Origin of the sequence: Caulobacter segnis (assembly GCF_003243465.1) — a bacterium.
Lineage (GTDB): Bacteria > Pseudomonadota > Alphaproteobacteria > Caulobacterales > Caulobacteraceae > Caulobacter > Caulobacter segnis_A.
Genome location: NZ_QFQZ01000031.1, coordinates 24,040 through 49,257, shown reverse-complemented (window position 1 = coordinate 49,257; position 25,218 = coordinate 24,040). Strand labels below are relative to the sequence as shown.

Annotated in this window: 25 protein-coding genes; 16 read left to right on the top strand and 9 right to left on the bottom strand. The window is 69.1% G+C overall.

What is annotated here, in order from left to right; all coding sequences use genetic code 11:
* The 4 genes from cobT to DI526_RS11440 all read left to right on the top strand — a co-directional run.
* The coding region (cobT, locus tag DI526_RS11455) for a cobaltochelatase subunit CobT (protein ID WP_304277716.1) at window positions 1–1,697 on the top strand (1,697 nt) is incomplete at its 5' end.
* Window positions 1,694–2,767: an esterase-like activity of phytase family protein gene (locus tag DI526_RS11450; RefSeq protein WP_304277714.1), complete on the top strand. Its 1,074-nt coding sequence runs from the start codon at window positions 1,694–1,696 to the stop codon at window positions 2,765–2,767. The genes cobT and DI526_RS11450, both read left to right, overlap by 4 nt.
* A 240-nt stretch (window positions 2,768–3,007) precedes the next feature.
* A complete protein-coding gene (locus DI526_RS11445; protein ID WP_304277712.1) occupies window positions 3,008–3,319 on the top strand; it encodes a hypothetical protein in 312 nt (103 codons plus the stop codon).
* Between the two features lie 238 nt (window positions 3,320–3,557).
* Entirely contained in the window at window positions 3,558–3,854 is a 297-nt protein-coding gene (locus DI526_RS11440) for a hypothetical protein (protein ID WP_304277710.1), read from the top strand.
* A gap of 340 nt (window positions 3,855–4,194) precedes the next feature.
* Here the strand turns inward: DI526_RS11440 and DI526_RS11435 are convergent, their stop codons facing one another.
* Window positions 4,195–5,556, bottom strand: coding sequence for a hypothetical protein (locus DI526_RS11435; protein ID WP_304277708.1), 1,362 nt, complete (start codon window positions 5,554–5,556; stop codon window positions 4,195–4,197).
* Between the two features lie 231 nt (window positions 5,557–5,787).
* Entirely contained in the window at window positions 5,788–6,087 is a 300-nt protein-coding gene (rpmB, locus tag DI526_RS11430) for a 50S ribosomal protein L28 (protein WP_304277706.1), read from the bottom strand.
* Between the two features lie 253 nt (window positions 6,088–6,340).
* Here rpmB and DI526_RS11425 point away from each other — a divergent pair, with 253 nt between their 5' ends.
* Window positions 6,341–6,802 (top strand): DUF3617 family protein, encoded by a 462-nt coding sequence (locus DI526_RS11425; RefSeq protein ID WP_304277704.1) that lies wholly within the window; start codon window positions 6,341–6,343, stop codon window positions 6,800–6,802.
* Window positions 6,803–7,132: 330 nt separating this feature from the next.
* Here the strand turns inward: DI526_RS11425 and DI526_RS11420 are convergent, their stop codons facing one another.
* Window positions 7,133–7,708, bottom strand: a complete 576-nt coding sequence (locus tag DI526_RS11420; RefSeq protein WP_304277702.1) for a methylated-DNA--[protein]-cysteine S-methyltransferase — start codon at window positions 7,706–7,708, stop codon at window positions 7,133–7,135.
* 81 nt (window positions 7,709–7,789) lie between these two features.
* Between DI526_RS11420 and DI526_RS11415 the strand changes: the two genes are divergently transcribed.
* Together DI526_RS11415 and DI526_RS11410 are read left to right on the top strand one after the other, a co-directional pair.
* Complete coding sequence (locus tag DI526_RS11415) at window positions 7,790–9,421, top strand: amidohydrolase (RefSeq protein ID WP_304277700.1); 1,632 nt, start codon at window positions 7,790–7,792, stop codon at window positions 9,419–9,421.
* 131 nt (window positions 9,422–9,552) lie between these two features.
* Window positions 9,553–9,915 (top strand): CZB domain-containing protein, encoded by a 363-nt coding sequence (locus DI526_RS11410; RefSeq protein ID WP_304277698.1) that lies wholly within the window; start codon window positions 9,553–9,555, stop codon window positions 9,913–9,915.
* Between the two features lie 18 nt (window positions 9,916–9,933).
* On the opposite strand, the gene DI526_RS11405 is transcribed toward DI526_RS11410, so the two are convergent.
* Window positions 9,934–10,362 (bottom strand): GFA family protein, encoded by a 429-nt coding sequence (locus DI526_RS11405; RefSeq protein ID WP_304277696.1) that lies wholly within the window; start codon window positions 10,360–10,362, stop codon window positions 9,934–9,936.
* An 87-nt stretch (window positions 10,363–10,449) separates the two neighbouring features.
* On the opposite strand from DI526_RS11405, the gene DI526_RS11400 reads away from it, so the two are divergent.
* Genes DI526_RS11400 through DI526_RS11390 form a run of 3 tightly spaced genes read left to right on the top strand, consistent with a single transcriptional unit; the run spans window position 10,450 to window position 14,159 of the window.
* Window positions 10,450–13,008, top strand: a complete 2,559-nt coding sequence (locus DI526_RS11400) for a helicase-related protein (RefSeq protein WP_304277694.1) — start codon at window positions 10,450–10,452, stop codon at window positions 13,006–13,008.
* On the top strand, window positions 13,005–13,307 hold the full coding sequence (locus tag DI526_RS11395) for an RNA-binding S4 domain-containing protein (RefSeq protein ID WP_304277693.1): 303 nt from the start codon (window positions 13,005–13,007) through the stop codon (window positions 13,305–13,307). Before DI526_RS11400 ends, DI526_RS11395 begins: the two co-directional genes overlap by 4 nt.
* A gap of 51 nt (window positions 13,308–13,358) precedes the next feature.
* On the top strand, window positions 13,359–14,159 hold the full coding sequence (locus DI526_RS11390; protein ID WP_304277691.1) for a hypothetical protein: 801 nt from the start codon (window positions 13,359–13,361) through the stop codon (window positions 14,157–14,159).
* Here DI526_RS11390 and DI526_RS11385 read toward each other — a convergent pair.
* A complete protein-coding gene (locus DI526_RS11385) occupies window positions 14,140–16,239 on the bottom strand; it encodes a bifunctional diguanylate cyclase/phosphodiesterase (protein WP_304277689.1) in 2,100 nt (699 codons plus the stop codon). The genes DI526_RS11390 and DI526_RS11385 overlap by 20 nt on opposite strands.
* 210 nt (window positions 16,240–16,449) lie before the next feature.
* On the opposite strand from DI526_RS11385, the gene fdxA reads away from it, so the two are divergent.
* The 6 genes from fdxA (at window position 16,450) to DI526_RS11355 (ending at window position 22,120) form a co-directional block, all read left to right on the top strand.
* A complete protein-coding gene (gene fdxA, locus DI526_RS11380; protein WP_304277687.1) occupies window positions 16,450–16,791 on the top strand; it encodes a ferredoxin FdxA in 342 nt (113 codons plus the stop codon).
* A 348-nt stretch (window positions 16,792–17,139) separates the two neighbouring features.
* Entirely contained in the window at window positions 17,140–17,643 is a 504-nt protein-coding gene (locus DI526_RS11375; RefSeq protein ID WP_013080781.1) for a CarD family transcriptional regulator, read from the top strand.
* A gap of 176 nt (window positions 17,644–17,819) precedes the next feature.
* Window positions 17,820–19,151 (top strand): serine hydrolase, encoded by a 1,332-nt coding sequence (locus tag DI526_RS11370; RefSeq protein WP_304277682.1) that lies wholly within the window; start codon window positions 17,820–17,822, stop codon window positions 19,149–19,151.
* A gap of 36 nt (window positions 19,152–19,187) precedes the next feature.
* Window positions 19,188–20,477, top strand: coding sequence for a DUF5690 family protein (locus DI526_RS11365; protein ID WP_304277680.1), 1,290 nt, complete (start codon window positions 19,188–19,190; stop codon window positions 20,475–20,477).
* A 1-nt stretch (window position 20,478) separates the two neighbouring features.
* Window positions 20,479–21,675 carry a Na+/H+ antiporter NhaA gene (gene nhaA, locus DI526_RS11360; RefSeq protein WP_304277679.1) on the top strand — a complete coding sequence of 399 codons (1,197 nt, stop codon included), beginning with the start codon at window positions 20,479–20,481 and terminating at the stop codon, window positions 21,673–21,675.
* Window positions 21,676–21,733: 58 nt separating this feature from the next.
* On the top strand, window positions 21,734–22,120 hold the full coding sequence (locus DI526_RS11355) for a DUF6491 family protein (RefSeq protein ID WP_304277678.1): 387 nt from the start codon (window positions 21,734–21,736) through the stop codon (window positions 22,118–22,120).
* A gap of 19 nt (window positions 22,121–22,139) precedes the next feature.
* On the opposite strand, the gene DI526_RS11350 is transcribed toward DI526_RS11355, so the two are convergent.
* The 4 genes from DI526_RS11350 to DI526_RS11335 form a co-directional block, all read right to left on the bottom strand.
* A complete protein-coding gene (locus DI526_RS11350) occupies window positions 22,140–22,523 on the bottom strand; it encodes a hypothetical protein (protein WP_304277677.1) in 384 nt (127 codons plus the stop codon).
* 139 nt (window positions 22,524–22,662) lie between these two features.
* The gene (locus DI526_RS11345) at window positions 22,663–22,851 is read right to left on the bottom strand and encodes a hypothetical protein (protein WP_304277676.1); all 189 of its coding nucleotides are present in this window, start codon (window positions 22,849–22,851) and stop codon (window positions 22,663–22,665) included.
* A 228-nt stretch (window positions 22,852–23,079) separates the two neighbouring features.
* Entirely contained in the window at window positions 23,080–24,927 is a 1,848-nt protein-coding gene (locus DI526_RS11340; protein ID WP_304277674.1) for an adenylate/guanylate cyclase domain-containing protein, read from the bottom strand.
* Entirely contained in the window at window positions 24,819–25,211 is a 393-nt protein-coding gene (locus tag DI526_RS11335; RefSeq protein ID WP_304277673.1) for a hypothetical protein, read from the bottom strand. Before DI526_RS11335 ends, DI526_RS11340 begins: the two co-directional genes overlap by 109 nt.
* Window positions 25,212–25,218 lie beyond the last annotated feature (7 nt).

The window sequence follows — 25,218 nt, the reverse complement described above, 5'->3', positions numbered from 1 at the left end:
CCGTCGCCCACGCCCGCGCCCGCCCCGCTTCGCCCGACGGCCAGGCCGCCTTCGAGGCGATCGAACAAGCACGGCTGGAAGCGATCGGCGCCAACGCCCTGGGCGGCGTCCGCGCCAACCTGACCGCCGCCCTCGAGACCCGGCTGGAAAAGCAGGGCCTGACCCGCGCGGTCGCCACCGACACCCAGTCCGCCCCGATGGCCGAGATCCTGGGCCTCTTGGTCCGCGAACGCCTGACCGGCGACGCCCCGCCCGACGGCGCCAAGGCTCTGGTCGACATCCTGCGCGCCGACATCGAGGCGCGGGCCGGCAAGGACCTCGACCGCCTCGCCGCCGCCATCGACGACCAAGCCGCCTTCGCCCGCGTCAGCCGCGACATCCTGCGCGATCTCGACCTGGGCGAAGAGATGGCCGACTCCACCGAGAGCGCCGACGAGGACGACGGCGACGAGGACGACTCCCCGACCGAAGGCTCCGACGACGAACAAGGCGAGGGCGAAGGCGAGCAGCCCGAAGGCTCCGCGCCGCAGGAGAGCGAGGCCTCCGACCGCGAATCCGAGTCCGGCGACGAGGAGATGGTCCAGTCCGAGCAGGACGGCGAGGTCGAGGAGACCGACGAGGCGCCCGACATGGGCGACGGCGCCAAGCCCGCCCGTCCCGATCCCGGCCAGGCCCAGGGCGGAGAGCCGCTGTACAAGATCTTCACCACCGAGTTCGACGAGATCGTCCAGGCCGAGGACCTGTGCGACGCCGAGGAGCTGACCCGGCTGCGGGCTTATCTCGACCAGCAGCTGTCGGCCCTCTCCAGCGTCGTCTCGCGCCTGGCCAACAAGCTGCAGCGCCGCCTCCTGGCCCAGCAGAACCGCGCCTGGACCTTTGACCTCGAAGAAGGGATGCTGGACGTCGCCCGCCTGACGCGGGTGATCATCGACCCGACCGCGCCGCTGTCCTTCAAGCAGGAGGAGGACCAGGAGTTCCGCGACACGGTCGTCACCCTGCTGATCGACAACTCCGGCTCGATGCGCGGGCGGCCGATCATGGTGGCGGCGATCTGCGCCGACATCCTGGCGCGCACCCTGGAGCGCTGCGGGGTCAAGACCGAGGTGCTGGGCTTCACGACCCGCGCCTGGAAGGGCGGCTCCAGCCGCGACGCCTGGATCAAGGCCGGCAAGCCCGCCGCGCCTGGCCGTCTGAACGATCTGCGCCACATCGTCTACAAGGCCGCCGACGCCCCCTGGCGCCGGGCGCGCAAGAACCTCGGCCTGATGATGCGCGAGGGGCTGCTCAAGGAGAACATCGACGGCGAGGCTCTGATGTGGGCCCACCAGCGCCTGGTCGGCCGGCCCGAAGCTCGCCGCATTCTGATGGTGATCTCCGACGGCGCGCCGGTGGACGACAGCACCCTGAGCGTCAATTCGGGCCACTATCTGGAGCGCCACTTGCGCCAGGTCATCGCCGAGATCGAGGGCAAGAGCCCCGTCGAGCTGATCGCCATCGGCATCGGCCACGACGTGACGCGCTACTACCGCCGCGCGGTGACCATCGTCGATGTCGAGCAACTGGGTGGCGTGCTGGTCGAGCAGCTGGCGGCCCTGTTCGAGGAAGAGCCGCGCCAGATCGCCCGCGCGCGCGGCCTGCTCGCGCCGCTCCCGGTGGTGACCCCGCAGGCGGCCAAGCCCGCCAGGACGCCGGCGTGAGGGCTCGGCTGGCGTTGAGCCTGGCCCTGGCCGGCGGCCTGGTCGCCGGCTGCGCCCAGCACGCCGCCCCGCCGCCGCCGGTCGTCCCCGCCGCGCCGGTCAAGGCGGGCCCCGAGATCACCGTCGTCGCCACGCCCATTCCGATGGACGCCGCCGATCCGGCCAAGGTCACGGCCGAGGGCGGGTTCACCTATGCCGGCGGCCTGGTGCTGACCAGCCCCGACACCAGCCGCCTGCACGGCCTCTCGGACCTGCGCATCGGCGCGGGCGACGTGCTGACCGCGATCAGCGACGAGGGCGACGTCTTCGAGGCCAGGATCCAGCTGGACGCCGCCGGGCGCCTGGCGGGCCTGACGGGCGGCAAGCTCTTTCCGCTGAAAGGCCTCGACGGCCAGCCGCTGCAAGGCAAGCGTAACGCCGACGCCGAAGGCCTGGCGGTGATGCCGAACGGCGACCGCCTGGTCAGCTTCGAGGGCGACCATCGCATCTGGCTCTATCCGGCCCAGGCCGATAGCGGCTGGGGAACGCCCCGTCCCGCCCCCAAGCCCGCCACCATCTTCCCTGAGAACGAGGGCATGGAGGCCCTGGCCGCCTATCCGGCCGCCGGCCCCGACGCCTATCTGGTCGGCGGCGAGGAGGGCGAGGTGTGGCTTTGCCGCCTGTCGGCCGACTGCAAGTCGCTGGCGCCGCAGTCGGGCCCGGACTTCACCTGGGGCCTGACCGCCTTCGCGCCGTTCCAGGGAACCGCCGTCGCCACCCTGCACCGGGGCTATGACCCCATCCGCGGCTGGCGCAGCATCGTGCGCTTCATCTCCGACCCGACCCTGCCCGCCGCCCGCCAGCGCACGGCGGCCGCCCTGCACATCGACGGCGCCATGCCGCGCGACAATTTCGAAGGGCTGGCCCTTTCCAGCTCGCCGTCGGGCGCGATCCGCATCTACCTGATCTCGGACGACGGGGCGGTCAGCGCCAAGCAACGCACCCTGCTGCTGGCCTTCGACTGGACGCCGCCCCCTCCCCCGCCGCCGGCTCCTGCCGCGCCGCACAAGAAGCCGGCCCGCAAGCGCTGAACCCGCGTTTCGCGACCGCTCCGCGGCGTGAAACATAAAGTCGTAAGCGCTTGAAATCGTTTCGTTGGCAACGATATGTTACCGCTAACATTTTTTCCGGAATCGGTGCTTTCGCACTTGCAACAGACACCGGTGTCATGCATGTCTGTCGGTGACGGTTGATGAGGCGAGAACCCACGGACCGTCAGAGGAACGCGCCGGGAGGCGGTTGAACCCAACCTCCTTTCCGGGACTATCACCATGATCCGTCTGCTCGTTATCGCCGTCAGCGCCCTGATGGCCACCACCGCCGCCACCTCCGCCAGCGCCGGCGAAATCACCGTCAAGGTGCGCGGCCGCGCTCCGGCCGAGGTCCACGCCGAGATCCTGCAAGCCGCCAAGCAGCTCTGCCAGGAAGACCTGGTCGGCAACCCCTCCGCCAACGACCTGGCCCCCTACTGCGTGCGCGAAATCACCCGCGACGCCGTGGCCCGCACCAACAGCGCCGAGCTGATCGCCTTCGACAAGGCCCAGAACCGCTCGGTCTACGCCCTGCGCGTGGCGGCTCGCTAATCCCGAGCAAAGAACCCGCGGGCTCTCCGGCTCGCGGGTTTTTTACGCTGCGGCGCCCCTCGCGCGGCAGTCGCCACGAAGCCGACCCATTTTAGGGTGCATTGCAACATTATCGTTGTTCACCCAGCAGAACGTTGCTATATCGCTACCGACGGATCCAGCGAGCGCAAGACCTCGGCGACCGTCAGAGGAACGCGTCTGGAGGTGGTTGCGCCCAACCCCCTTTCGGAACATCGACATGATCCGCTCCATCGTTCTGGCCGCTTCGGCCATCGCTCTGGCCGCCGCCGCTCCGGCCTCGGCCGCTGAAATGCGCGTCAAGGTCGCCGGCAAGTCGGCCGCCGAAGTCCGCGCCGAAATCGTCAAGGCGGCCTCGACCGTCTGCTGGCAGGACATCCGCGGCGAAGCCCTCGCCGGCTACATGTACCCGGCCTGCATCCGCGCCTCGGTCAACGACGCCGTCGCCAAGATCAACAACCCGGCCCTGACCGCCTACAACACCGCGAACCCCGCCTCGGGCGCCGTTTCGCGCTAAGGCGCCCCAAGCTTAGTACCCCGCGTAACAGTACAGCGTTCCGAGTACCCAGCGTAACAGTACCAAGCGTCACAAACCCGCCGCGGCCCAGCCGCGGCGGGTTTTGTTTTGGGGGTGGGGGCTGCTCGGGCGAACCGTGTCCTGGCGGCCAGAACATTCCTGGCGGAAGGAGGTGACTCACCGCTTCCGTTCAGAGGTTCCACTTCCTGGCAGCGGTCGTGGTGACGGCGAATTCGATGCTGCCAACGCGGAGACATGGCGCACGGCGGAAGGCCGCAGCGCTCAAGGAAGGTTGGCTCGGTCAGAGGTTCACGCCGCCTCCCGATCCCGCCGACGCTTGCTAGACTCGGAGCGCTTTCGCTTTGTCCAAATTCGGGTTGGCTGCCACAAACTCAAGGCACGCGATGAGCGCGCGACCAGCGAGACTCTCCGCCTGGGCACGTTCGGCTGCCCAGTCATAACCGATCCGCTTGCTCGTCCCATGGACAAGCTGACTGCGTCCCTCACCGTAGAGCTTTTCGACCACCTGTTTCAGGGTCGTGCCGTCCGTGTAGAAGGCCGCATCGGGGGCCCATCCGAGCCTTGCCTTCAGCACGTCTAGGATCCCTTGGCCTTGCGCACCACTGGCTAGGGCGTCGAGGCTAGCGGTGAAGTTTACGATGGCGATTGGATCGTTTAGCTCGCGGCAGCCGGCGTAAAACCACATGAGTGATTGGAGAAGGGCGCGCAGGATTCCCACGCGCGGAGGATTGTCGTCCGGATCAGTGAGCAACGCGATGGCATCACCGGCCGCGCTGAAGACGGGTTTGACGGCCGCTTGACTGTTTGCCCATTCGTCGGGCGTGAGACTCGGGCCGAAGGGTGTGCCGCGCAAACGGGATCCCCCAGCGACGACGCGGCCCGGAATGAATGTCACGGCTTCTTCCATGTGATGCGATGGATCGAACCGTAGGCGCATGCCTTCAAGAGCGCGCGACGGAGTGGGCCATAACAGGGCGACAGTTGTTACTGCAAGGCGCACGGCGGTGGCGGCAGCCTCCAGACCTGCGCTCGAAGCGAACCCTTCGATGCGGACGCTGGCCACATACGGCGCGCCTCGCATTGCGCTAAGGATGTTGCGTTCCTGCACAGAGGCCATGCTAGGCTTCCGCTTATTGAGTTTTTTGCCAGCCCACGCTTTGCGCAAGCGCTGTTCGGTGATCGCAGACAATCCACCATCCGCGCGTTTGCGGGTTAGCCATGCATCCCATTCTTCAAAGCGGACCGGCCCAATCGAGAACGGCGCGACGCCAGGGTCGCCGAACAACGTGACGCCAAAGGCGTGCTCGCGACGTGGAAGGCCCGCGAGCTGTTCATCGACGGCCTTCTCGACCCTCGTGACGAGCTCTGCACCTGTTTCTGCGAAAGGTCGGTCGAGATCGAGCTCTGCGAGGATCGGGCCACAGGCCGCGCGAACCAAGCTGACGAAATCTTTGCTGGTGATCGATTTGACAAGCTTGGGGCGTTCCGCCTTCAGCTGAACGGCCAATGCAGTGATCGCACCGTCTATGGCCTTAGTGACCTGAAGCGTGCGGCCGTTCCCTACGCCGATCAGGCGCGGCAGGTCGAACTCGTCGCCGAGCATTTTGTCCCGGTGAGACTGATCCTGGATCGCCGCCAGATCGGTGAGGATCTCCTCGCCGAGCTTCAACTTGCTGCTCACTATCCCATGCCCCCGACAAGACAAATACCTTGCTTAGATCGGTAATACCCCTCCACCGAGCCCTAGGCGACGCTGGTGAGGGCGAAGTCACCGAATGAGCAATCTCCGGCGCGATCCCAATGTCTCGTTCCGGCGCTCAGCCGCCCCCCGCCCCGCTCCCCACAACGAAAAACCCGCCGAGCTCTCGCCCGGCGGGTTTCGTAATCTTCAGCCTTGAAGGGCCGATCAGCCTTAAGCAGCCTGAGCGGCGGCCTTGGCCTTGGCCTTGACCTGGGCCTTGATCTTCAGGGCGCGCGGCGACAGCTGCTCGTCCTTGGCGCCCAGCAGGAACACGTCAAGGCCGCCCTTGAAGTCCAGGGTGCGCAGGGCCGCGTTGCTGATGCGCAGCTTGAAGGTCTGGCCCAGCGACTCCGACTGGAGCGTGGCGGGCGACAGGGCCGGCAGGAAGCGGCGCTTGGTCTTGATGTTCGAGTGGCTCACATTGTGGCCGACCATCGGACCGATACCGGTAAGTTCGCAACGGCGCGACATGGTGGTTACCTTGGCTTGGGCGAAGCCCCGCCCTCTTGAGAAGAGCCTGGCCCGCTAAGATATGAACTTGGGCACGCGATCCGAACGAGCCGGCCGCGCGAGAGCGGGCGATATAGGCGAAGGCCGCCCCTTGAGTCAAGGCTGCGCGGCGGTTTCGTTGGCGGGCGCGGAAGGAACCCGGCGCCACGCCTTCGCCTTCAAGCACGGTTCATGTGACGCTCTATATAGGGAGGGCATGAAGGAGACCCGCCGTATGCGTTCGACCGCCCTCGCCGCTTCCGTCCTGGCCCTGGCCGCCGCCCTGCCCATGGCCGCGTCCAGCCAGGCCCGGCAGGCCCCTGCGCCCCCCGCCGCCGCGCGGACGATTCTCCCGGGCCACTGGGAGTACGACTATCGGGTCGGGCCGATTCCCGCCGGCAGCGAGAGCAAGTGCCTGAAGCCCGCCGACGTCGAGCAGTTCTCGCGCGGGATCTGCACCAAGAAGTACCGCTGCGACTACACGACCAATGTCGTCTCCAACGGCAAGATCAAGCTGAAGGGCACCTGGACCGACAAGAAGGACCGCGTCGCCCCGGTGACGGCCGACGGCTCGTACACGCCCGAGAGCTTCACCCTGAACATCCACATGAAAACCATCAACGGCCTGCCCCTGGCGGGCGTGATGAGCGCCAAGCGCGTCTCGGCCGATTGCCCGGTGGAACAGGCGGCCAAATAGGCCGGCCGGCGAAGCTTCGATTTGTGGTTAACGCGAATTAGGCTACAATAGCTTGTAGGGAACAAAGATCGAATTCGCGAACGTCGCCGATTCGGTCCTGATTCGTTTCGCCCCTGTTCGGCCAAGCGTTAGCGGGCATTAAGGGTGGGGTTCTGCCGAAATTGATCCCGCCTCCCTAGGCCTTGTGCCTAGGGCCCAGTGCTCGGCAGCCGATGCGCGACAATGGGGCTCCGCAGATAGCGGGTCCCATGGCCATAGGTTTAGCCAAGCCGAGCCATGGATCCTCGCCACGAGGGCGAGGAAGGCCGTGGTATCGAGAACGATGAGCCCTTACCGGCCCCGCGGCGGGGCCACCGAGAACTCAAGATCGAACAGGGTCGGAACGGCGTCGGTCTTGGCCTTTTCCAGGGTCAGCAGCCGGGCCTTGGTCGTCCCGCCGCCGGGGGCCGAGAACCCGCCGATCCCGCCGGACGCCGGCAGCACCCGGTGGCAGGGCACGACGATCGGCCAGGGGTTCTCGCCCAGCGCCTTGCCGACCGCCCGCGCGGCGCCCGGCTCGCCCATGGCCTTGGCCACCTCGCCATAGGTGGTGGTCTCGCCCGGGGCGATGGCGCGCGCGATCGCATAGACCCGCAGGTTGAAGGCCGACTGGCCGCCCAGGTCCAGCGGCACGTCGGCGAGGTCGTCGCGACCGCCCGACAGCAGGTCGCGGATGCGCTCGATCACCGCCTCGACCTCGGGCGGGGGCTCGCACTCCACGGCCTCGGGGAAGCGCCGCCGCAGACGCCCCCAGGCCGCGCCGGGCGTGGCCTCCGGCAACTGCAGACCGATCAGGCCGCCGGGGCCCCAGGCGAGGCCGCAGCGCCCGATGCTGGTGTCGAAAAGGGCGAAACCCTGGGTCGGCATGGGAAGAAAAATAGCAGGCCTGTTGCCCCCGGCGAAGAACCGCCCTTACGATTTTGAGACACTCGCCGCCGGAGATCGCCCTTGCGCCGCCTCGCTCTCGCCGCCCTGCTCGCTTTCACGTCGTTTTCGACGGCCAAGGCGGGCGACATCCTGATCCACGGCGGCCCGATCCATACCGGCGTCGACGCCGCGCCGACCGCCCAGGCGGTGCTGATCCGCGACGACCGGATCCTGTTCGTCGGCGACCTCGCCGCCGCCAAGGCCAAGGCGGCCAAGGGCGTTCGGAACATCGACCTGAAGGGCGCGGCCGCTTATCCGGGCTTCGTCGACGCCCACGCCCACCTGACCGGTATCGGCCTGCGCGAGCTGACGCTGAATCTCGACCAGGTGAAGTCGGTCGCCGAACTGGTCGCCGCAGTGAAGGCCTACGCCGCCGCCCACCCCGAGGGCGCGATCTACGGGCGCGGCTGGATCGAGACCCACTGGCCCGAGAAGCGCTTCCCCACCAAGGCCGACCTGGACGCCGCCGCGCCCGGCCGGGTCGTGGTGCTGGGCCGCTCGGACGGCCACGCCAGCGTCGCCTCCACCGCCGCCCTCGCCAAGGCGGGGATCACCGCCGCGACGCCCGCCCCCGCCGGCGGCCAGATCCTGAAAGGCGCCGACGGCCAGCCCGACGGCATGCTGATCGACCACGCCCAGAGCCTGGTGGAGGGCGTCATCCCGCCGCCCAGCGAAGCCCTGAAACGCGAGGCCCTGCGCAAGGCCGGCCAGCTCTACGCCTCGCGCGGCTGGACGGGTCTGGGCAACATGAGCGTCACGGCCGACGACCTGGCTTTGCTGCGCGACGAGGCGGCCAAGGGTCAGTTCCACATCCGTGTCGACAACTACATGGACCCCAGCGGCGCGTCCGAGGTGCTGGCCAAGGGGCCGCAGACCGACGCCACCGGCCTGATCCGCGTGCGCGGGATCAAGCTCTACATGGACGGGGCCCTGGGCTCGCGCGGGGCGGCTCTTCTTGAGCCATACAGCGACGCCGAGGGCCTGGGCCTACAGCTGACCCAGCGCGACCAGGGCCTGGCCCTGATGAAGCAGGCCAAGGCCGTGAACGCCCAGGTCGCCATGCACGCCATCGGCGACCGCGGCAACCGCATGACGCTGGACTGGTTCCAGGAGGCGCTGGCAGGCGACACCAAGGCCCGCTGGCGGATCGAGCACGCCCAGATCGTCGCCGACACCGACCTGCCCCGCTTTTCCAAGCTGGGCGTCATCGCCTCGATGCAGCCCAGCCACGCGATCGGCGACCTCTATTTCGCGCCGGCGCGCCTGGGCAAGGGTCGCCTGCACGAAGGTTATCGCTGGAACGACTTCCTGAAGGCCGGCGTGGTGGTCGCCGCGGGCTCGGACGCCCCCGTGGAAGTGGGCGATCCGCGCATCGAATTCTACGCCGCCGTTTACCGTCACTCGCTGGACGGCTTCGCCAACGATGACTGGCATCTGGACGAGGCCGTCACCCGCGCCCAGGCGCTGAGGATGCTCACCTGGGCGCCGGCCTATGCGGCGTTCCGCGAGAAGGACCTCGGCACGCTGGAAGCCGGGAAAAAGGCCGACCTGACGGCCTTCGACCAGGACCTGATGACCATCGCGCCCAAGGCCATCCTGACGGCTCAGCCGGTTCTGACGATCGTCGACGGAAAGGTGGTCTTCGCCCGCTGAGCCGCTTCGTCCACAGACGCGTCAGAGGCTTCCACACGACGGGTCCAAGTTAACGCTGAGCGGTTACGGAGTATAAACCAGGGTTTTTCAAAAAAGCGCGGACCGATGTGAGCCAACCCTAGGGTTTAGCGATGGACCTTACTGAACACGCGCACGCGCACACCAAGATCTATGACGAACTGAGGGACGCGGTTGCTGAACGGCGGTCGGTGGACGCCGCCGCCCTTCGCGCCGAACGCCAGTGCGGGTCCGGCCAATGGCTTTACGGCCCGCTCCAGCAGCGCTGGGCCGGCAACCACACCTATCTGAACTGCGTGGAGGCCCACCGCGAGTTCCACCAGGCCGCCGTCGAAGTGGCTGAACTGATCAACCGCGGGGAATATGCCGAGGCCAACCGCCGCCTGCGCAACGGCAATCGCCTGTCGCTGGCCGCCTCGGGCCTGACCACCGCCTTCCGCCGCCTGCGCCTGGCCCTGGAAGCGGTCACGGCCTGACGCCGAGGGTCGGGTCGCCTATCCCTCGCCGGGAAACCGCGCGTGGCGAGGCAGCGACCCGATCGTCTCCCACCAGGGCGGCGCGTCGGCGACCTGGATGACCTCTGTCGGCGGCAGAGCGCCCGGGTCGTCCAGCGTTCCGGTGCTGACATCGACCTCGCCCGGGAACAGCGAGGCGCTACGGTAGAACAGGCCCGTGCCGCAGCGCGGGCAGAAGGCGCGCTCGATATCGCCCGAAGAGTTGTAGCCGGCGGTCTGGCCGGTGACGCTGAGATCGCTTTCCGACACGCACGCCCAGCCGACCAGGGGCGCGCCCGCGCTGCGGCGACAATCGACGCAGCAGCACAGCGAATGCCGGCGCGGCGACGCGCTGATCCGATAGCGCACCGCGCCACAGTGGCATCCGCCGAGGAGCGGCGCGAAGGCTTCCCGATCCGATGCGGTCATGATCCCCTCCATCGGCGGAGACCTTAACGTCATCGGCCGCTCGCCGCCACGCTTGCCCCGGCACGATTCCCGTCCCACTTTCGGATCATGAGCGACCGTTCGACCGGCCTGGCCCCTTCGAAGCTGACCGCGGTCCTGGGGCCCACCAACACCGGCAAGACGCACCTGGCTGTCGAGCGGATGCTGGGCCACGCCTCGGGCATGATCGGCCTGCCGCTGCGCCTCCTGGCGCGCGAGATCTACGACCGGGTCGTCAAGCTGCGCGGCAAGGCCAGCGTCGCCCTGATCACCGGCGAGGAGAAGATCGTCCCCGCCCGCGCCGCCTATTTCGTCTGCACGGTCGAGGCCATGCCGCTGGCCCGCGAGGTCGAGTTCCTGGCCGTCGACGAGATCCAGCTGTGCGCCGATCCCGAGCGCGGCCACATCTTCACCCACCGCCTGCTGCACGCGCGCGGCAAGTTCGAGACCATGTTCCTGGGCGCCGGAACCATGGCGCCGCTGGTCCGCCGCCTGCTGCCCGACGCCGAGATCGTCAGCCGCGAGCGGTTCTCCAACCTCTCGTATGCCGGCTCCAAGAAGCTGACCCGCCTGCCGCGCCGCACGGCGATCGTCGCCTTCTCCACCGACGCGGTCTACGCCATCGCCGAGCTGATCCGCCGCCAGCGCGGCGGCGCGGCCGTCGTCATGGGCTCGCTGTCCCCCCGCACCCGCAACGCGCAGGTGGCGCTTTACCAGTCCGGCGAGGTCGACTTCCTGGTCGCCACCGACGCGATCGGCATGGGCCTGAACATGGATGTCGACCACGTGGCCTTCGCGGGCCTGCGCAAGTTCGACGGCAAGCGCACCCGCTGGCTCTATCCGCAGGAGGTCGGCCAGATCGCCGGTCGCGCCGGCCGCTACACCCGGGACGGCACGTTCGGGGTGACGGGCGACTGCGAGGAGATCGACGAGGATCTCGTCGAGGCCGTGGAAAGCCATACCTTCGAGCCCATCGTCGCCGCCGAGTGGCGCAACGCCCGCCTCGACTTCGGCTCGCTGCCGGGCCTGCTGCGCTCCCTGGCCGAGACGCCCCAGCGCGGCGGCCTGAAGCTGTCGGACGAGGCCCTGGACGAGCGCACCCTGCGGGCCCTGGCCCAGCAGGAGGACGTCATCAAGCGCTGCAAGACCGACCGCTCGGCCCTGATCCGCCTTTGGGAGGTCTGCCAGACGCCGGACTTCCGCAAGACCACCGACGACGAGCACCAGCGCATGGCGCGCACCCTGTTCGACGACCTGACCACGGGCCGCAAGCGCCTGCCCGAGGACTGGGTGGGCGGCCAGTTCAAGGCGCTGGACCGCACGGACGGCGAGATCGACAGCCTGGCCGCGCGCCTGTCGGGCGTGCGCACGCTCAGCTACATCGCCAATCGGCCGGACTGGGTCGCCAATCCCGCCCACTGGCAGGGCCTGACCCGCCAGCTCGAGGACCGGATCAGCGACACCCTGCACGAAAAGCTGATGGCTCGGTTCATCGACCGCCGCACCAGCGTGCTGATGAAACAGCTCGGCGAGCGTGAGACCCTCTATGCCGGCGTCGGCCAGGACGGCGAGGTGACCGTCGAGGGCCACGTGGTCGGCCACCTGTCGGGCGTGGCCTTCACCCCGGCCAAGGGCGCCTCGCCGCTGGAAGAGAAGGCCCTGCGCAACGCCGCCCAGCGCGCGGTCGGTCCCGAGATCGCCCGCCGCCTCGGCGTGCTGGCCAGCGAGGCCGACGACGCCTTCGCCCTGACGCCCGACGGCATGATCCTGTGGCGCGGCGAGGCGGCCGGCGCCGTCCGTCGCGACCTGCCGCTGCTTTCGCCCCGCGCCCGCCTGCTGGGCGAGCTGGGTCCCGCCGCCGTGCGCGAGCGGGCCGAACGGCGGCTGGACGCCTTCCTCGCGTCCGAGGTCGATCGACATCTGGCCCCGTTGCGCAAGCTGGAACGGGCCCTGGCCGGCGGGGAGCTGAAGGGCCTGCCGCGCGGGATCGCCCACCGACTGCTCGAAGCCGGCGGCGTGCTGGACAAGCGTCCGGTCGATCCCGAACTGAAGGCGCTGAGCCAGGCCGAGCGGCGCACGCTGAAGAGCCTGGGCGTTCGGATCGGGGCCTTCAGCCTCTACTGCCCCGGCGTGCTGCGGGCCGAGGCCATCGCCTGCGCGCGAGCCCTGAACCCTTCCGCCTGGCGCGGCGCCCTGACGACGCTGGAGAAACTGCCGTCGCCCGAGCCCTCGGCCCGAGAGCTCTCCGCCAGCGGCCTGCGCGCCGTGGCGGGCTGCAGCGTTCCGGTCGAGCAGCTCGAAGCGCTCGACACGCTGCTGCGCGCCGAGCAGCGGCCCGGGGGCGTGGTGCTGACCGAGGCGGCGCTGGAAAAGCTGGGCTGGACCGCCGCCCAGGCCTCGGCCGTGCTGCGGGCCCTCGACTACACCCCCGCTATCCGCGCCAAGCCCGACCAGCCGATCGTCTGGAAGCGCCGGGGCGCGGCCAAGCTGGAACAGAAGCCGGTCAAGGCGCGGCCGGACTCGCCGTTCGCGGCCCTGGCCAAGCTGACCGAGCCGCCGCCTCCGCCCGCGCGCCGCAAACGCCCTCGCCGCCGCAAGCCGGCCGCCGCCAAGCAGGCGGCGTCGTGAGCGAGGCTGGCGGAAACGACGCCGGCAAGGAGGCTGCTCGGGCCGACGTCTGGCTGTGGCGCGCCCGCTTCTTCAAGACCCGGTCCCTGGCCGCCAAGTTCGTCGACGAAGGCCGCATCCGCCTGACCCGCGCCGGCGCCGAGAGCCGGATCGACAAGCCGTCCCGGACCTTGAAGCCGGGCGACGTGCTGGTGTTCGGCCTGGCGGGGCGGCTGATCGCGATCCGCGTGCTCGACTGCGGCGAACGGCGCGGGCCCGCGTCCGAGGCGCGGGGCCTTTACGAGGCCGTGGAGGGCTAGACGCGGCCGCGCGGATCGCTACCTTGAGTGGAGTTTTACGCGGAGGGGTAGATGGCGTCGCGTCTGTTCTCGGGCCTGCTGGGCCTGGCGCTGGTCGTGGCCGCGCCCACGCTCGCGGCAGAGACTGTGCGGCCGCCCATCCGGGCGTTCGACACCCGGACGCTGGAGCAGCTGGGCGCCACGATCTACCGCCAGGACCGGGCCGCCTGGCTGGCCAGCGACGCGCTGACAGCCAAGATCAAGGATCCCGCCAAGGAGAAGATCATCGGCTGGGTCGTCGAGGGCCATGGCGACGCCGAGACCGTCCGCTTCGTGCGCGACGCCGGCCAGGGTCCCGAGCTCGCCTTCGACGTCGAGGTCACCGCCAAGGGCGCCGGCAAGCCAACGGCGCCGTCCGACCGCGTCCTGAGCGAACCGGCGCGCGCCGCCTTCGCCGCGCGCATGACCGCCGCAAGGATCGCGCCCAGGCCGTGCGCCGGAACCTTCAACAGCGTGGTCGCCAAGGATCCGACCAGCGACGGCTGGCTGGTCTGGCTGCTGTCGCCCAGCCCGACCCGCGGCGCCGTTCCGGTGGGCGGCCACTATCGCTTCTCGATCAGCGCCGACGGCCAGACGGTCAAGCAGGTGGATGCGCTGTCGGCCAGCTGCCTGACCTTGCAGCCGCCGCCCGCCAATGCCGGGGGAGCCGGCCTGGTCGCCAGCCATGTCGTCTCGCCGACCCCGGTCGAGACCCACGTGTTCCTCAGCCTCGCCTACCGGCAGCCGCTGTATATCGTCACCGGCGACCAGTTCTGGCCGGTCCAGGAAGGCCGCATCGGCGCGCCCTCGCCGATCAAGCGCCAAAGCCCTTGAGGAACCCGGCCACCTCTTCCGCCGGCATCGGCCGGCCGAAGTGGTAGCCCTGAATCTGGTCGCAGCCGTAGCGCTTGAGGATGGCCAGCTGGGCGGCGTCCTCGACGCCCTCGGCCACCACCTTCATGCCCATCGAGGCGCCCAGCGTGATCACGGCCTTCACGATGGCCTCGTCCTCGGCGTTCTGGACGAAGGACTTGTCGATCTTCAGGCGGTCGATCGGAAACTGGCGAAGATTGGCCAGGCTGGCGTAGCCGGTGCCGAAATCGTCCAGGGCGATCATCACGCCTGAGGCGTGCAGCCGACGGACCGTTTCGCTGACCACGTCCGAGCCCCAGCCCATATAGACGTTCTCGGTGACCTCGATCGTCAGCCGCTGGCTGGGCACGTTCCAGCGCGCCAGGCGCTCCTGGATCTCTTCGGCGAGGTGACCGCTGCGGAACTGGGCGGCCGAGATGTTGACCGCGACCCGCCCGAACTCGACGCCCTGGTCCAGCCAGGCGCGCATCTGGCCCAGCGCCTCCTCCAGGGCCAGGTCGCCCAGGCTGAGCGACAGCTCCTGGTCCTCGAAGGCCAGCATGAAGCGTGCGGGGGTGAGAATCCCCTGCTCGGGATGCTCCCAGCGCATCAGGGCCTCGAAGCCGGCGACGCGGTTCTCGCGGATGTCGATCACCGGCTGGTAGAAGAGCGTGAACTCCTTCTGGGCCAGGGCGGCGCGGACGTCGCGCAGCAGCTCGATCCGCCGCTCGACCTCGGAGCGCATCGACGGCTCGAACACGATGCTGCGGTTCCGCCCCGCCGCCTTGGCGCGATAGAGCGCGATGTCGGCGTTCTTGATCATGTGCTCGGGATCGGCGTCGGGATCGCCGTGCAGCACGGCGCCGATGCTGGCGCTGGCGGTGAAGCTGCGGCCGGCATGCTCGATCGGGCGGCGCAGCAGCGCCTGCAGGGTCTGGATCGGCCGCATCATGTCGGCCTCGCTGTGCAGGCCGCGCAGGATCACCGCGAACTCGTCGCCGCCCAGCCGCGCGACCGTGTCGCCCGACCGGAAGGCCCGCTGCAACATGCCCGCCAGGCGCTTGAGCAGGGCGTCGCCGGCGTCGTGGCCCAGGGTGTCGTTGATGTCCTTGAAGTGATCGACATCGATCATGATCAGGCCGAACATCTCGCCCAGCGCCTCCGAGGCGGCCGCCGCCTCGTTGAAGCGGTGCTGGAAGAGCGCGCGGTTGGGCAGGCCGGTCAGGGGATCCTTGAAGGCCAGGGTCTCGATGGCCTCGGTCTGGCGTCGGCGGTCGGTGATGTCCTTGAAAAGGTTCACCAGCTTCTCGGGCTGGCCGTCCTGGTCGACGAAGACCTTGCCCACCGATCGGACCCAGGTCTCGACGCCGTCGTCCCGGTTCAGGCGGAACTCGAGCACCCGCGCCTCGCCATTCTTGCGCAGGGCCACCACTTCGGCGCACTGCTGGCGGTCGTCAGGATGCACGACCTCCAGCGGATCGTCCTTGAAGACGCACCATTTGCGCAGCTCGGGCGCGGTGTCCGAGAAGTAGAGCTCGCCCGTGCGCAGGTCGAACTCCCGGACCAGCAGATCGTCGAGCTCCAGCGCCATGCGCAAGCGCTGTTCGTCGCGCTCGGCGCGCAGCACGTTCTCGGCGTAGCCGGTCACGTCGCGGGCGGTCACCATCACCGCATAGATCTGGCCCTCGGCGTCGCGGCAGGCGTTGAACTCGATGCGCCAGACCTTGTGCGCGCCGTCTCCGGTCGACGACGGCAGGACGCGCGAGAAATCGACGCCCTCCTGCACGCAGGCCAGCAGCGCGCCGCGATCATCCGCTCCCACCAGGCCGCCGCAGTCGCCGCCCACCGCCACGTCGGGCGCGACGCCTTGCGCGATCCAGGCCGGGCTCGCGGCCACCAGGACGAGATCGCCATCCAGCAGGGCCGCCGGGAGCGGGGCGTCGCGAACGAAGGCGCCATAGGCCAGCGCGCGGGCGCGCGCCGCGTCCCCCGCTCGAATCTGGTCCTTGATGCTGACTACGGTCGCCAGGGCGCCATCCTCCGTCCGTCGGGTTTCCGACATTGATTTTATTGAATCTTTGAGACGCGGCATCGTCGCCGGGCTTCCATAAGAAATGGTTTGCAACCGTCCGCCTGCGACCAAAAGGCGAGCCGGCTGGCCTCGTCTTCAGAATTCCTGGGCCCGTACGCGATCACGCCGCATTGACAAGCGGCCGCGAGGCTTCGAAAACGCGCCCGCCGAACTCCGTCCCCGATCTCATTCGAGTTTTCGATGACCTATATCGTCACCGACGCCTGCGTCCGCTGCAAGTTCATGGACTGCGTCGAGGTCTGCCCGGTCGATTGCTTCTACGAAGGCGAGAACTTCCTCGTCATCAATCCGGACGAATGCATTGATTGCGGGGTCTGCGAGCCCGAGTGCCCGGTCGACGCGATCAAGCCCGACACCGAGGACGAGTCGGACGGCAAGTGGCTGCGCATCAACGCCGACTACGCCAAGGTCTGGCCGAACATCACGGTCAAGGGCGTGCCCCCGGAAGACCGCGAACAGTTCGAGCGCGAGACCGGCAAGTTCGAGAAGTACTTCAGCGAAAAGCCCGGCAAGGGCTCCTGATCGCCCCGCGAATTCTGAAGCTTGCAACCCCGCCGCGATGCGAAAGCTTGGCGGGGCGATCCGGCGTGGCTGGACGCAACCCTTTCTTCGGGCTGAATTTTATGCTATTGTCTTCGCCGACGTGACGGTTGCGGTTCTTCGCGACGGTCCGTCTTGGCGAAGAAGCCGGCTTCAGAGTTCATTCTGGCCGGCCCGCCGATGAAGGCGAAGGGTGTCTTAGAGCTCTATTCCAAATCCTGACAGGCTTGGCCCCGCGACCAGTATTCCGCGGAGCGGGAAGCTGTCGCCTTTGGTTTGGGACAGAAGACGGCGTTCGGGCCCCGCGGGTCCGTATTGATGAGGACGAACATGAGCAAGACTGGTCTGGAATTCTCGGTCGGCGATCACGTCGTTTATCCCGCGCACGGCGTGGGCAACATTCAGGCGATCGAGACCCAGGAAGTGGCCGGCATGTCGCTCGAAGTCTACGTCATCACCTTCGACCACGAGAAGATGACCCTGCGCGTGCCGACCAAGAAGGCCAAGACCGCCGGCCTGCGCCCGCTGGCCGAGGGCGGCACCGTCAGCCAGGCGCTGACCACCCTGAAGGGCCGCGCCCGCGTGAAGCGCACCATGTGGTCGCGCCGCGCCCAGGAATACGAAGCCAAGATCAACTCGGGCGACCTGATCTCGATCGCCGAGGTGGTCCGCGACCTGCACCGCGCCGAGAACCAGCCGGAACAGTCCTATTCGGAACGCCAGCTGTATGAATCGGCCCTGGACCGCATGGCCCGCGAAGTCGCCGCCATCGAGCGCATCGACCGCGAAGCCGCGATCGGCATCCTGACCAAGTCGCTGGTCAAGGCCGCCTAAGGCTTCCGGCCTCCACCGGATCGAAGACGCCCCTCCCTCGCGAGGGGCGTTTTTGTTTGCGGCCCGCTTTGTTTGTGGACCGTTGGACGACGCGACGCCTTGGCCTCTTGGCGCGGCTGGCGGCTCCCCCCATAAGAACAGGCCCTCTCCCTCTCGCCGCCGAAAGTCGATCGCCGTTGTCGGACCCGCAGGACCCGATCTCCGCCCCCAAGATGTCGCGCCGCAAGTGGCTGGCGGCTGGCGGGCTGGGCGTGCTGGTCGCCTGCGCGGCCCTGGCGTTCCACTTCCGCGCCGAGACGCCGATCGCCGCCCTGACCTCGGCCCATGCGCCCGCGCCTGCTCCGATCGTGCTGCCGAGCAAGCCTGAGGACTGGCGCGGCCGCATCGACTACCGCGCGCTCGACCAGCGGCTGGCGCAGATGGCGTCGCACCACTCGATGGAGGGCCTGGCTGTGGCCGTCGTCGAGGACGGCCGGCTGTCTTTCGTCCAGGGCTATGGCCTGACCTCGGCCAAGGACGGCCAGCCGGTCGACGCCCACACCGTGTTCCGCTGGGCTTCGCTGTCCAAGACCGTCGCCGGGACCCTGACCGCCAAGCTGGCCGCCGACGGCCTGCTGTCGCTGGACGAGCCCGTCGAGACCTTCCACACGACCCTGCGCCTGCCGCGCGACGCCCAGCGGGAGCTGACGATCGAGGAACTGCTGTCGCAGCGCACGGGCCTGCCGAAGAACGCCTATGACGATCGGCTGGAGGACGGCCAGGATCCGGCGGTGATCCGCCACGCCCTCGGCGACGTGCCGGTCGCCTGCGCGCCCGGGCGCTGCCACACCTACCAGAACGTCGCCTACGACACGATCACTGAGATCCTGACGACCCGCACCCACGAGGCCTACGCCCTCACCGTGCAGAGGAAGCTTTTCGCGCCGCTCGGCATGACCACCGCCTCGATCGGCCAGGCCGGTCTGATCAACGCCAAGAGCTGGGCGCGCCCACATCGCGAAGGCCGCTTGCTGCCGATGTCCGAGGCCTATTACCGGGTGCCCGGCGCGGCGGGCGTGAACTCGACCATCGTCGACCTAGCCGTCTGGATGCAGGCCCAGATGGGTCTTCGCCCCGACGTCCTGCCGCCGGCCGTGCTGGACGCCGCCCAGCGCCCGCGCATAGGCACCGCCGCACCCTACGGCCGCACGCCGTTCGCGCGTGAGATCAGGCACGCTGGCTATGGCCTAGGCATGCGCAGCTTCGACTATCGCGGCCATCGCGTGATCGGCCACAGCGGCGCAGTGTCGGGCTACCGCTCGACCATGGTGTTCGACCCGGCCACCAAGACCGGCATCGTCATGCTGTGGAACAGCGACGCGGGCCTGCCCTTCCGGTTCCAGGCCGAGTTCCTCGACCGCGCCTATCGCCTGCCGTTCACCGACTGGCTGGACTTGGGCGAGGTCTCCGAGCAGCGGCTGGCCCAGGCGCGCCATCGGCCATTGCGGGAGACGGAAGAAGCGGGCTAGCTGAAGGCCGATCGCCGTCGAGGGGAAGCGACACGCATGGAGGCTACGGCCGCGACCACATCGACCGGCGGCCGGATCACCCGCTACCTCTCCGTCGCGCCGCCCTGGGTGTTCGCGCTTTATGGCGGGCTGTCGTCCTTCGCGGTCTATTTCGCGATGTTCGGCTATCGCAAGCCGTTCACGGCCGCCGCCTACGCGCACCCGGCCGGCTGGTCCTTGGCCTTCGACTTCAAGATCGCCCTGGTGATCGCCCAGGTGGCCGGCTACGCCACCGCCAAGTTCATCGGGGTCAAGGTTATCTCCGAGATGCGGCCCGGACGCCGCGCGGGCGCGATCCTGGCGCTGATCGCCGGCGCGGAGCTATCGCTGGCGCTGTTTGGCCTGCTGCCCGCCCTGGCCGGACCGCTGGCCCTCTACCTCAACGGCCTGTGCCTGGGCATGATCTGGGGCCTGGTGTTCGGCTTTCTGGAGGGGCGGCGCCTGACCGAGGTGCTCGGGGCGATGCTGTGCGCCAGCTTCATCCTGTCGTCGGGCGTGGCCAAGTCGGTCGGCAAGAGCCTGCTCTTGGCCAGTGTCGACGAACGCTGGATGCCGGCGCTGTCGGGCCTGATCTTCGCGCCGCTGATGCTGGTCGCCGTGGCCGCCCTGGCCCAGCTGCCGCCGCCCAGCCCCGCCGACGAGGCCGAGCGCGTGCGGCGCGCGCCGATGGACGCCAAGGAACGCGCCGCCCTGTTCGCCGCCCACGCCCCGGCGCTGATCCTGCTGATCGCGGTCTATGTGATGCTGACGGCGCTGCGGGACTTCCGCGACAACTTCTCGGCCGAGATCTGGGCCGAGCTGGGCTACAGCAACGCCGCAGCGATCTTCACCCTGTCGGAGCTGCCGGTCGCCGCGATCGTGCTGGCGGGCCTGGCCGCCCTGATGGGCGTGAAGGACAACCGCCGCGCCGTCGGCTTCAACCTCGGCTTCGTGGCGCTGGGCTTCGTCCTGCTGGGCGGCGCGACCCTGGCCTACCAGCTTCACGTCCTGGCGCCCGGCTGGTGGATGATCCTGGCCGGCGCGGGGCTCTACATGGGCTACACGCCGTTCAACGCCATGCTGTTCGATCGCATGATCGCGGCCACGGGCAAGGTCGGCACGGCCGGTTTCCTGATCTATGTCGCGGACTCGTTCGGGTACCTGGGCAGCATCTCACTGCTCCTCGCGAAGTCTTTCGCGCGGCTGGACATTCCCTGGGAACGCTTCCTGGCGACCGGGGCTTACGGGGCGTGCGGCCTTGGCCTATTGGGGCTCGCTCTGGCCCATCATTTCCTCAAGAGGCTCTGACATGGCCCTGCGCGCGATCAGCCGCCGCGCCCGCGAGACGCTGGCGCACTTCCTTCAGAACGAGGCCGCGGGCGGCTATGTGCTGATGGTCGCCGCCGCCCTGGCCCTGGTCGTCGCCAACTCGCCGCTCGCGCCGGCCTATTTCGCGGCCCTGGAGACGCACCTCGGCTTCGCCCTCGGCCCGGTTCATCTGGACGAGAGCGTGCTGCACTGGATCAACGACGGCCTGATGGCCCTGTTCTTCCTGCTGGTGGGCCTGGAGATCAAGCGCGAGGTGCTGGACGGCCAGCTGTCGCGTCTCGCCGACGTGATCCTGCCCGGCGCGGCCGCCTTGGGCGGCGTGGCCCTGCCGGCGGCGATCTACCTCTTCTTCAACCTGCGCCATCCCGACAGCGTCGCCGGCTGGGCCATCCCCTCGGCCACAGACATCGCCTTCGCTCTGGGCGTGCTGGCCCTGATGGGGCCGCGCGTTCCGGCCTCGCTGAAGATCTTCCTGACCGCCATCGCCATCATGGACGACCTGGCGGCGATCGTGATCATCGCCCTGTTCTATACCGACCAACTGCACGTGATGGCGCTGGCCGGCGCGGGCGCGGTGCTCGCGGCCCTGGTGATTATGAACCGGCTCAAGGTCTACAGCCTGTGGCCCTACCTACTGCTCGGCGTCGTGCTGTGGTGGTTCGTGCTGGAGTCGGGCGTCCACGCCACCCTGGCCGGCGTCGCCCTGGCCCTGACCATCCCTCTGCGCGCCGACGACCGCTGCCCGTTGCACCGGCTGGAGCACGCCCTGCACAAGCCCGTCGCCTTCGGCGTCACCCCGATCTTCGGCTTCGCCAACGCCGGCCTGTCCTTCGCCGGGATGGGGCTGGCCGCCCTGCTCGACCCCGTGCCGCTGGGCGTGGCCCTGGGCCTCTTCCTGGGCAAGCAGCTGGGCGTGTTCGGCGTCGCCTTCGGCATGATCCGCATGGGGTGGGCGCGGCTGCCCGCGGGGGCCTCGATCGCCCAGCTCTACGGCGTGGCGGTGCTGTGCGGCGTCGGCTTCACCATGAGCCTGTTCATCGGCGGCCTGGCGTTCAACGATCCCAAGCTGATCGACGAGACCAAGATCGGCGTCCTGGTCGGCTCGCTGGCCTCGGCGCTGCTCGGCCTGGCGATCCTGCGCTCAGCCAAGCCCGGGAACGCCGCAGCGGAGGCTTGAGCGCCGCGCGCTTTGGCGCGAAGCTTCACGCGGGCGGGCGCTCGACGGAGTTCATGACATGCGTCACTCAAACCTCTGCGCCGCGATCTGCGTGGCGCTGGCCGCCGCGCCGGCGGTCGCCGCCGCCCAAGCCGACAAGCCCGCCGCGCCAAAAGCCGAGCGCGCCTGCTTTCGGGCCCAGGACGTCGACGGCTTCAACGCGGTCGACAAGGAGACGGTGGACGTCTCGGTCAGGCGGGACGTCTATCGGCTGACCCTGTTCGCGCCCTCTCCGGACATCGACTGGACGCAGCGGATCGGCGTGGAGTCACGGGGCGGCTCCTGGATCTGCGCGGGCTCCGACGCCACGATCATCGTCCCGGAGGCGATCGGCGTGCAGCGCTATCCGGTCACCGCCATCCGCAAGCTGTCCGCCGAAGAGATCAAGGCCCGCAAACCGCGCTGAACCCCGCAGGGCGGCCGGCCTATTGCGGGCGGTCGCGCAGCGCGTCGCGCAGGACGCGGTTGGCGGCCTCGAACCGGCTCTCGCCGAAGCCGCGCTCGATCTGGATCTCGGGCTGCAGCCGCGCCTCCAACTCGGTCGCCTTGGCCTCGGCCTTGGCGAGCGCGTCCTCGACCTCGCCCAGCCGGGCGCGCGTCAAGCCCGTCTCGACGATAGCGCTGTCAAGGGCGGTGCGCGCGACGACAACGTCCCGCCGCGACTCCGCCAGCTGAGACCGCAGGCGGATCGCATAGCCGGCGAGCCAGCCCGCGACGACGGCGGCGGCCAGCGCCAGGCCCAGGGCCGCGGCGAAGACCACGGGGGTGTCGAGAACGCTCAGCAGGGCGAGAAGGTCGGTCTTCAGCATCTCTGGGTCACGGCCAAGTCGTAGAGAAAGGCGAGGCTGTCGGAAACGCAGGCGAAGAACAAGTCGCGCCGGCGCTCGGATGGCTCAGGATCGGCGACCGGAGCAAGGCTTGGCCAGGCGTCGGTCCGCGCCAGCGACGTCAGGCGCTCAGCACCTGCTCGCCGCTGTTGTCGCGCACAACCGACTGGGCGAAGGTCAGGACGTCTCGCGCCACGTCGGACAGGTTGGGTTCGGCGACGCCCTGCTCGCGCGCCCAGATCGTCAGGGCGTGGCGGAGGAAGGTGTTGCCCACGTCGGCCTTGGCCAAGGCGGGGTTGGTCTGGGACATCGCGCGACTCCCGATCAGGCCGGGGCCCTGCCCCGGAGCGGTTTGAGAAAAGGGACCCGACCGGCGGGTGGCCGGGCCCTAGGTCGGTTCACGCGGCCGGTGGCTGCAGGGCAGAGGCTCCTGACGCCGCCGGTCGACCCCCAGACAATCTCCGGTGAAGCTGGTTTTGACTGTGCGGATTTTCACATCGAGAAAAATAGCAATTTTTCTCGCGGGCTCGCGCTGCGGTCAGGCGCGGGAGAGATTGAAGATCGGCGTGGCCGGAAAGCCCTTTCGCCCCTGGGTGCGGCCCACATAGCCGCAGCGGACGCGGTCTTCGTGGAACGTCGCCAGCGCCCCGGCCAGGGCTTCGCTGACATAGGCCGAGCCCGGGGCGGCGTCGGGCTCGATGCGGGCCGCCACGACGACGTTCGCCCCCACGACGGCGGGAGCCTTGGTCAAAGGGTTGGTCCGCAGATGCACTGGCCCGTAGTGGCCGCCGATTCTCAGGCCCAGGCTGCGCGGCAGGCCAAAGGCGCTCAGGTCGACCGCGCGATAGGCCTCCAGCAGATCGAGCGCCGCCAGGGCCGCGTCGATCGGCTGGTCGAACACCAGGAAGAGGCCGTCGCCCCAGGTCTCGATGTGGCGCGGCGGCGCCGCCAGGCCTTCGACCACCTCGGCCAGCCGTCCCATGACCCGATCCATGAAGGCCGGGATCTGGTCGTCGCGCAGGGCGCCGAAGCCCTGGACGTCGGCGAACAGCATGGCCTTCATGGCGCGCGAGCCGAACGCCGCCGACGGGGGCGCAGGCGGCGCCGGAGCGGGCCTGTCGACCGGGATCACCACGGCCCGGCGCCCGCTCCGCGTCCAATAGGCCATGTCGGCGGCGACGCCGGAGGGGCCTGGCGCCGTCCGCCCGTCCCAGGCGGCCAGCTGCACCGCCTCCGTCGCCAGGGTCTGGGCCCGCAACACGGCGCAGCCCATCGCGAACTGACTGCCGTAGGCGAACACCTGGTCGTCGCCCAGATAGGGATCCTGCGAGGCGTAGCGGATCGAGGCGGCGCGCGCCATGCAGCGCTCGAAACGCGCCACCCACGGCTCGCCGGAGGGCGCGACCGACACCTTCACGAACGCGGCGCGGTGGACGGGCAGGACCACGTGCAGCTCTCCGCCGGTGTCGAGCAGGGTCTCGGCGAACACCAGGTCCGCGCCCGCGGCGAGGCCGCAATAGCCGAAGCCCACGCGCTCGGCGCTGAGCGCCGCGCCGATCCGCTCCCGTAGCTCCGCCTCGCAGACATTGAGGATGTGACCGGTGAAATGTGCGCAGGCCGGCGGGCGGAACGGCTTCAGCCAGGCCGCATCGGCCCCGACCTCGCCGCACAGCATCTCCATCTGGCGCAGGGTCGAGGCGTGGGCGGCGTAGGCGCGCGGGGCGAAGGTCATCGCCTGTTCGAGGCGCGCGCGGGCGGCCTTGCCGTCGCCGACCAGGAACAGGGCCTCGGCCTGGCTGGCCGCCTCGTAATAGGCCGCTTCGCCAGACAGGCCAGGCGTCGGGCTCGCCCGCAACACCGCCGCGGCCCGCTCGGCGGCGCCGATCCGGTCGCCGGCGACCAGGGTCATGGTGGCCGCGTTTATCGCGCCATAGACGCCGCCGAACCGCTGGGACAGCGCCTCGTAGCGCGCGAGCGAGGCCCGCGCGAACGCGACCCGCCGCTCGCCCCGGCTGCCCAGGGCCACGTCCTTCAAGAGCCGCGCGCCCAGGGCGATGGCGTCAGCATCGTCCCGCTCCGCCAGGCCAAGCCGGACATATTCCGAACGGGCGAAGTCCAGGGCGCCCGCCCGCGCCAGGCACAGCACCGCCGAATAGGCCGCCTCGGGGGGCGGGGAGTCCGACGCCAGGGCGGCGTGGGCGATATCGTAGGCGGCGAGGATCTCGCCGCGCCGGATCAGCGCGGCGATCTCGTCAGGATTGAACGGCGTCTCGAGGCTCAGGGAATCCGCCCGGTGCCGTTCTCGATGTCCGGATCCAAGTCGATCTTCTGGCCCAGCGGGTCGAGCATGAACAGGCTGTAGGTGTAGATGCCCATCCGGTTGCATTCATAGATGATCTTGAACGCGCTCCGGGGCGGAAGCTCCGTCTCGTCGGGCAGAACGTCCACCCACATGTAGCTGGAGAAGTTGACGCCGTAGTCGTCGGCGATGCGGATCGGCCGGGCCTGGAACCGCCATCCCTCGTTCATCAGCTCGTCGGTATAGCGGAAGAACAGTTCGCATCGTTCGGAGAGATCCAGCTTGAGCCGCTTGGGATCCGTGGGATCAGCGTAGTTCAGGAAATTGTAGCGCGGCCCCTCGATGCCGATAACGATTTCAACAATCTTCATAGGCCTG

Coding starts and splice junctions, on each gene's coding strand:
- DI526_RS11445 (WP_304277712.1), top strand. CDS start 3,008: ATGATCCGTCTGCTCGTTATCGCCGTCAGCGCCCTGATGGCCACCACC.
- DI526_RS11440 (WP_304277710.1), top strand. CDS start 3,558: ATGATCCGCTCCATCGTTCTGGCCGCTTCGGCCATCGCTCTGGCCGCC.
- rpmB (WP_304277706.1), bottom strand. CDS start 6,087: ATGTCGCGCCGTTGCGAACTTACCGGTATCGGTCCGATGGTCGGCCAC.
- DI526_RS11425 (WP_304277704.1), top strand. CDS start 6,341: ATGCGTTCGACCGCCCTCGCCGCTTCCGTCCTGGCCCTGGCCGCCGCC.
- DI526_RS11420 (WP_304277702.1), bottom strand. CDS start 7,708: ATGCCGACCCAGGGTTTCGCCCTTTTCGACACCAGCATCGGGCGCTGC.
- DI526_RS11410 (WP_304277698.1), top strand. CDS start 9,553: ATGGACCTTACTGAACACGCGCACGCGCACACCAAGATCTATGACGAA.
- DI526_RS11405 (WP_304277696.1), bottom strand. CDS start 10,362: ATGACCGCATCGGATCGGGAAGCCTTCGCGCCGCTCCTCGGCGGATGC.
- DI526_RS11400 (WP_304277694.1), top strand. CDS start 10,450: ATGAGCGACCGTTCGACCGGCCTGGCCCCTTCGAAGCTGACCGCGGTC.
- DI526_RS11390 (WP_304277691.1), top strand. CDS start 13,359: ATGGCGTCGCGTCTGTTCTCGGGCCTGCTGGGCCTGGCGCTGGTCGTG.
- DI526_RS11385 (WP_304277689.1), bottom strand. CDS start 16,239: ATGTCGGAAACCCGACGGACGGAGGATGGCGCCCTGGCGACCGTAGTC.
- fdxA (WP_304277687.1), top strand. CDS start 16,450: ATGACCTATATCGTCACCGACGCCTGCGTCCGCTGCAAGTTCATGGAC.
- DI526_RS11375 (WP_013080781.1), top strand. CDS start 17,140: ATGAGCAAGACTGGTCTGGAATTCTCGGTCGGCGATCACGTCGTTTAT.
- DI526_RS11365 (WP_304277680.1), top strand. CDS start 19,188: ATGGAGGCTACGGCCGCGACCACATCGACCGGCGGCCGGATCACCCGC.
- nhaA (WP_304277679.1), top strand. CDS start 20,479: ATGGCCCTGCGCGCGATCAGCCGCCGCGCCCGCGAGACGCTGGCGCAC.
- DI526_RS11355 (WP_304277678.1), top strand. CDS start 21,734: ATGCGTCACTCAAACCTCTGCGCCGCGATCTGCGTGGCGCTGGCCGCC.
- DI526_RS11350 (WP_304277677.1), bottom strand. CDS start 22,523: ATGCTGAAGACCGACCTTCTCGCCCTGCTGAGCGTTCTCGACACCCCC.
- DI526_RS11345 (WP_304277676.1), bottom strand. CDS start 22,851: ATGTCCCAGACCAACCCCGCCTTGGCCAAGGCCGACGTGGGCAACACC.
- DI526_RS11340 (WP_304277674.1), bottom strand. CDS start 24,927: ATGCAACCGGATGGGCATCTACACCTACAGCCTGTTCATGCTCGACCC.
- DI526_RS11335 (WP_304277673.1), bottom strand. CDS start 25,211: ATGAAGATTGTTGAAATCGTTATCGGCATCGAGGGGCCGCGCTACAAT.